The sequence below is a fragment of the [Clostridium] fimetarium genome (genome assembly GCF_900111235.1).
GTDB lineage: Bacteria > Bacillota > Clostridia > Lachnospirales > Lachnospiraceae > Clostridium_N > Clostridium_N fimetarium.
In genome coordinates this window covers 104980-112246 of the sequence record NZ_FOJI01000014.1, presented here as the reverse complement: position 1 = coordinate 112246, position 7267 = coordinate 104980, and the positions used below count along the sequence as shown (strand labels likewise).

Below are 7267 nucleotides of genomic sequence, written 5' to 3'. Positions count from 1 at the left end.
CTGTAGAGGCATTTCAAAAAACATTTAAGCTGACCGCTTAATGTCCATAAGGACAATACCTATTTTAAGGCATAACTTGCGTTATGTCTATTTCTCGTACACAAAATCTCTTCTTTTTTTCCAAAACCACCAATATTCAATTGTCAATTTACATTTGCACCAGTAGATGCTAACTCCGAGAAGTTATTATATAAATAATCTTCACTTCGCATTTGTGAAACAATTATGAACTAGACAACTCAATGACAAATTCAAATTGATTTGTTTCATTCTTCTATAAATGCATTAGCTTCATAAATAAAATGGGGCACTACATCGACTCAACAATTTGAAATGTGGTACATTCCAATGGTGTAGTCATTAATATTTCCCCTTGAATTTATCACTTTCTATTATTTAATCCCTATTATATCAGATAATAGATTTGTCTGCTAAAACTTTAATTACAAACATGTAAGAAAGGTATGATTTAGATTGAATTATCTTATGTGATATAATATAATGAAAAAAAGTTTATAGGGGGTTAAAAAATATGAAATATAGTAAAAAAATTATTTTAAAAGAGATGTTTTCATATGTAAAGATTATTGGTTTCGGAATTATATTAGCATTTTTATTTTCAACATGCATAGTAGTTAATGCTCAAACACCTACCTCTTCCATGGAAAATACTATTATGCCTGGCGATAGATATTTTGGATTTAGATTATCATATATTGTTGATGTGCCGCAGAGACAGGATATAGTAATATTTAAGTGGCCAGATGATGAAAGTGAAAAATATGTAAAAAGAATTATAGGTATTCCAGGAGATGTAGTTGAGATAAAAAATTATCAAGTATATGTTAATGGCGAACTATTAGATGAACCATATTTAAAAGAGCCAATGACGCTTGACCAGAAAATGACATTTATTGTACCAGATAATAGTTATTTTATGTTGGGAGATAATAGAAACATTTCAAAGGATGCAAGGTATTGGACTAATACATATGTAAAAAGAAATGAGATACTAGGAAAAGCGATATTTAAATACTATGATGGTAATGTTACTTTTAAGATGATGGAGTAATTAATTAGATTTTATAATTTAGATAATATACCAGTTTATCAAGTTAAGGAATATGTAGAATATACATATTCCTTTTTTAAAATGTCCATTTTTTTGATTATGTTCGAAAAAATAGTTTATGATTTGCACGTCAGGGTAAAGCTTTCCAAGGATTATTGAATAGATACTTCAATTAAAAATATTTAATTTAGTATTGCATTTTTATTTCGCATGGTATAGTATATAAATATAGATGACATAGTATTGATAACTACATAACAAAATACTAGCATCAATTTAAAGATATCGAATATTACATCACGGTATGGGAATAATATTTAGTGCCGATTATGAAGTCGGAGAATGGAGATTATTATGAAATTAAAGTTAAAAGATCCGGGAAGTGCAATCACACATTTTATTGGAATGTTAATGGCAATGTTTGCAGCAATACCACTCATGATTAGGGCTATGCGTGAGCCAGATGCAATTCACGTTATCTCACTTTCTGTGTTTATAATTAGTATGATTATGCTATATGCAGCAAGTACAACTTATCATTCATTAGATTCTTCTACTAAGGTTAATAGAGTTTTAAGAAAAATAGATCATATGATGATTTTTGTTTTAATTGCTGGAACTTATACACCAATATGTTTAATTGTATTAGGTGGGAAAACAGGTTATATTTTGCTCGCGATTGTATGGGGAATTGCTATAGCAGGAATTTTGATAAAAGCTGTTTGGATTACATGTCCAAAGTGGTTTTCGTCTATACTATACATTGCTATGGGTTGGGTTTGTATGATCGCATTTACACAAATTCTTAATTCATTGTCAGCGGCAGCATTTGGCTGGTTGTTAGCAGGAGGATTGATATATACAGTTGGAGGAGTTATATATGCGCTAAAGCTTCCGATTTTTAATTCTACTCATAAAAATTTTGGCTCTCATGAAATCTTCCATTTATTTGTAATCGCTGGAAGTTTGTGCCATATCATATTAATGTTTAAATATGTTGCATTATTATAATTAAAATGAATATTAATCAAGCAAGTACCTGTTGAGTGCAAGCTATGACTCGAATATTAACATAGTGAAAATGATGTTTTATAGGTTAGCAACAAAGTGGATTAGAAGGGTTCGAATGGACAGGGGCAGTTGACACGATTAATTATGTCAATTGCCACTTTTTTTATTTTGACAAGTATTATTCACTGTGATAAACTTAGCATATATACTTGAAAAGGTGGCGCAAATCGTGGATAAATACGAATTTAATATAAAATTAGAGCAAATTAAAAAGCTTTCAGAAAAAAAAGATTTTACAACAGCAGCAAAGATTGCAAAAGCAATGGATTTACGTAAAGTTAAAGATTGGACAACCTTATCATTAATTATAAATGTTCAAGAATCAGCAGGAGATTTTGATGAAGCAAGAGATATCGCAATTATTGCATATAATAGAAATCTTGGAGGTAGACGGCTTGTTTATAAATTAACCGAGCTATTTATTAAGTTAGGTGAACTTAGCGATGCTGAGGGACTCTATAAGGAATACGTTAGAATGTCACAACATGATGTGAATAAGTATGTATTGCTGTACGATTTAAAAAAGGCACAGAATGCGTCTGATACTCGTCTCATTGAAATTCTTGAAGAGTATAAGGACCATGAAATAGATGAAAAATATTTGTGTGAATTGGCAGAACTATATAGTAAGACAGGAATGGTTGAGGAATGCCTAAAAGAGTGTGAGGAGATTGCACTTTGGTTCCAAGAGGGAATCTATGTAGAAAAAGCGCTAAGGATTAAGAAGCAGTATGAACAATTAACTACTGCGCAACAAAAGATACTAGATAATGTAGGAAAACAAGAAGAAGTAGATATCGAGAAAATAATACAACTGAACTTTGCCCAGGCAAAGCAAAAAGCTAGATTACTCGAAGATGAAATAGAAGATGTATTTATAGAAGATGCTCAAAAAAGTAGCAACGAAGATGGAATATCAATTTTATCAAATGAATATAATACGAATATGAATAATTCAGATTATCAAAATCTATCTTTAAAATATGAAAATTCTGAAGATTCAAAGGACTCAGAAGGAGCTGCAGATTCACAAGGCTCAGAAGGTATTAAAAATCTAGAAAGCATTCAAAATTCAGAAAATTCTGAAGATACAGACGAATCAAAAGATGATAATGGTGATGAAAATTCTGATGGCGTAGAAGGAATTGCAAAGGCAGGTCAGTCACTTCGTCAACTTATTGAAAATGCTAAGAAGAAGATTGAATTTAATTATCAGCAAGTTAAAAGAGAAGATGAAGAAGAAAGAATTCAAGAACAAATTGATAATATAGAAGTACCAGTTGCTAATTTTAATTTGTATGATGCTCAAAATGTTCAGAACGAACTTGCTAAGAGTTTAGATGAGATTATGAAAAAAAATCCTGAAGAAGATAGGTTTAAGTCTTTATCAGTTTGGAAGGAACAAACTGAAAAATCGGATGATCCAGATGCCATTAATGAAGACGATGAGCAGGTTGAAGGTCAATTAAGCTTATTAGATTGGATTGAAGCAATTCAAGAAGAAAAATATGGCAAGCAAAATACAAAGGAATTTTCAAAAGCTGAACTAGATAATATGTTAGAGCAAAGAGAAAATGAAAAAGATGAATACGAGAAGCTACTTGCAAAGCAGAAACAGCAAGCCGAGGCAAACGGAGAATTATTTAATGAAGAAGAAGCTCGTAGACATGCAGAAGAACAGGTGATTCTTCAATCAGCAAAGAATAATTTGACAATGAGAACAGGGAAAGCAACTGCAAAGCTTGAGGCTGAGGCTGAGAATTTTAGAGAAGTTGCCAGACTTACAGCTCAGATTGAAGAAAGAGCAGCAAAAGAAGCTGAAAGAGTTGAGCGCGAAGCGAAACTAGAAGCGGAGCTTAAAGCGAAACTAGAAGCGGAGCTTAAAGCGAAACTAGAAGCAGAGCTTAAAGCGAAACTTGAAGCAGAGGTTGAAGCGAAACTTGAAGCAGAGGTTAAAGCTGAACTTGAAGCAGAAGTTGAAGCTGAAAAAGAAGTAATGAATGAAGATGAATTTAAAGATATTAATGAAACCGATAACATAGAAGAACTGCAAGAAGAACCAGTAAGCATACCAACTGATTCAAAACATAAGTTAGATGAGGTGGCGGCTACAGAGTCAGAATATATGGATACGGATTGTCAGGAAGCACAGGAGGCATACGATAACATGGTAAGTGATTTTGCGCCAGAAGATATGGATGAGAAGTGTATTGGAATTCCGAAGAGTGTTAAAAAATATTTTAAAAAGTATAGCGAAATGTCAGGCCTTGAAGATCAGTTAGCTCAATATTTTGCAGCATCTAAAGAAGCGAATATGATGACTACTTCAGAAATAGGAAATATTATTGTTTCAGGCAATAGAAGTTCTGACAAGACTAATTTGACAGTTAGTATTATTAAAGCATTAAACACACTATATCCAGATATGCCTAGAAAAATCGCTAAAACTACAGGTGAAAGCATTAATCACAAGGGTATTGCAAAAGCGATGTCTAAGCTAAAAGGAACAGCACTTATCGTTGAAGACGCTGGTGTTATTGAGCCAAAACGTATCAAGGAGATGCTTAAAGTTATGGAAAGTGAAACAGAAGGTATGATCGTGATTTTTGAAGATGCAGATACCGAAATAAATGTTTTGCTAAGTGTGAATCCTGATCTTGCTAAGAAATTTAATTATAGAATAGTCTTAAAACAGTATACGGTTAATGAGTTAGTTGAGATGGCAAAAAAATATGCTGGAAAGAGACAGCATGCAATTGATGATAATGCATTACTTCAGTTGTATTTAAAAATCGATCGTTTGCATTCACAGATTGATTGTGTACGTCTTGATCAAATCAAAGAAATTATAGATAGGGCAATTGTAAAGGCTGAGAAACGTGCATCAAGAAAATTCTTTGGCACAATCAAAAAGAAACGTGGAGATAATGGCGATATATTTTTCTTGACAGAAGTAGACTTTAAAGATTGATATATTAGGTAGATTTAATCGGTAAGCATAATCGGTAAGCATAATAGGTAAATATAATAATTCAAACATAATAATTTGAATATACTTATTTGTATAGAAAATTTAGACACACAATCAGGAGGAATTACCCATGAGTAACATCGACAATTTGTCTGTAAATGCAATACGTGTATTGTCAGCAGATGCAATTCAAAAAGCAAATTCAGGTCATCCAGGGCTTCCACTAGGATCAGCGCCTATGGCATATGAACTGTGGACAAGACACATGAAGCACAATCCAGAAAACCCAGATTGGAAGGACAGAGATAGATTCGTATTATCCGGTGGACATGGTTCAATGCTCTTATATTCATTGTTACATTTATTTGGATATGGTAAGTTATCAATTGAAGATTTGTCTAATTTTAGGCAACTTGATTCTTTGACACCAGGTCATCCAGAATATAGACATACGGTTGGAGTAGAGGCAACGACAGGTCCATTAGGAGCAGGTATGGGTATGGCAGTTGGTATGGCAATCGCTGAAGCTCATATGGCTGCAGTGTTTAACAAGGACAGTTATGATGTTGTAAATCATTACACATATGCACTTGGTGGTGATGGCTGTATGATGGAAGGAATTTCATCAGAAGCATTTTCACTCGCAGGCACTTTAAAACTTGGAAAGCTTATTATTTTTTATGATTCAAATAATATTTCGATAGAAGGAAGTACAGATCTTGCGTTTACGGAAGATGTATTGGCAAGATTTAAGGCTTATGATTTCCAGACGATTGAAGTTAATGATGGCAATGACCTTGAGGCCATTGGAAAAGCGATTGAAGAAGCAAAGGCTGATTTAAGTAGACCAACATTAATCAAAGTGAATACACAGATTGGATTTGGTTGTCCTGCAAAACAAGGAAAAGCTAGCGCTCATGGAGAACCACTTGGCGCAGAAAATATTATAGCGCTGAAAGAAAATTTGAATTACCCTTCAATGGAACCATTTTTTGTTCCTGAAGAAGTTTATGATAATTTTAAAGCTGTTGCAGCAAAAAACGCAAAGACAGAAGAGCAGTGGAATCACTTATTTAAAGAATACAGTACAAAGTATCCAGATATGGCAAAACTTTGGGATGAATATTATAACGGTGCTACCGTTGATCGTTTATTTAGCTCAGAAGATTATTGGAAAGCTGGCGAAAAAGCCGATGCTACAAGAAACATCTCTGGAAAGATCCTGAATAAGATAAAAGCAGTTATGCCAAACTTGATTGGTGGTTCTGCAGATCTTTCACCATCTAATAAGACTCATATGACAGGGTTTGAAGATTTTTCAAAGGATAATTACGGAGGAAGTAATTTCCATTTTGGAGTTAGAGAACTTGCTATGACAGCAATTGGTAATGGAATTATACTTCACGGTGGACTTAGAGCATTTGTTGCTACATTCTTTGTATTTAGTGATTATGTAAAACCGATGGCTAGATTATCAGCAATTATGGGAGTCCCACTTACATTTGTACTAACGCATGATAGCATTGGAGTTGGTGAAGATGGACCTACGCATGAACCAATTGAACAGTTGGCAATGCTTCGAGCACTTCCTAACTTTGCAGTATTTAGACCATGTGATGAAATAGAAACAGCTGCAGCTTGGCAATATGCAATCAAGTCAGAAACTACACCTACAGCGCTTGTACTTACAAGACAAAATCTTCAACCACAGGCAGGTTCTTCAAAAGAAGCACTGAAAGGTGGATATATTTTAGAAGATTCAACAAAATCAGTTCCCGATGGAATTATCATTGCATCAGGTTCAGAAGTTGATCTTGCTGTTAAAGCAAAGGTTGAACTTGGCAAAGAAGGCATAGATATTAGAGTTGTAAGTATGCCATCAATGGATGTCTACGAACAACAGAGTGTAGAATATAAAGAATCAGTTCTTCCTAAATCAGTTCGCAAGAGAGTCGCAGTTGAAGCACTTTCCGATTTCGGATGGGGCAAATATGTAGGTCTTGATGGTGACTATGTAACAATGAAAGGTTTTGGAGCATCAGGTCCAGCAAATCTCTTATTTGAGAAGTTTGGTTTTACCGTTGAAAATGTTGTGAAGACATTTAAGGGAATTATGTAAATAAAGAATTTCAATTAGGCTCAAATAGATATAA

General features: G+C 33.6%; 4 protein-coding genes. All 4 read left to right on the top strand.

Annotated features, from left to right (window positions below; genetic code table 11):
- Positions 1–532 precede the first annotated feature (532 nt).
- Complete coding sequence (lepB, locus tag BMY18_RS16300) at positions 533–1072, top strand: signal peptidase I (RefSeq protein WP_092456027.1); 540 nt, start codon at positions 533–535, stop codon at positions 1070–1072.
- Between the two features lie 354 nt (positions 1073–1426).
- Positions 1427–2083, top strand: coding sequence for a PAQR family membrane homeostasis protein TrhA (gene trhA / locus BMY18_RS16295; RefSeq protein WP_092456025.1), 657 nt, complete (start codon positions 1427–1429; stop codon positions 2081–2083).
- Between the two features lie 229 nt (positions 2084–2312).
- Entirely contained in the window at positions 2313–5114 is a 2802-nt protein-coding gene (locus BMY18_RS16290; protein WP_092456022.1) for a hypothetical protein, read from the top strand.
- Positions 5115–5244: 130 nt separating this feature from the next.
- Positions 5245–7233, top strand: coding sequence for a transketolase (gene tkt / locus BMY18_RS16285; RefSeq protein ID WP_092456019.1), 1989 nt, complete (start codon positions 5245–5247; stop codon positions 7231–7233).
- The last annotated feature ends 34 nt before the right edge of the window (positions 7234–7267 follow it).

Excerpts from the sequence above, each read along its gene's own strand:
- trhA (WP_092456025.1), top strand. The coding sequence starts at position 1,427 with ATGAAATTAAAGTTAAAAGATCCGGGAAGTGCAATCACACATTTTATT.
- lepB (WP_092456027.1), top strand. The coding sequence starts at position 533 with ATGAAATATAGTAAAAAAATTATTTTAAAAGAGATGTTTTCATATGTA.
- tkt (WP_092456019.1), top strand. The coding sequence starts at position 5,245 with ATGAGTAACATCGACAATTTGTCTGTAAATGCAATACGTGTATTGTCA.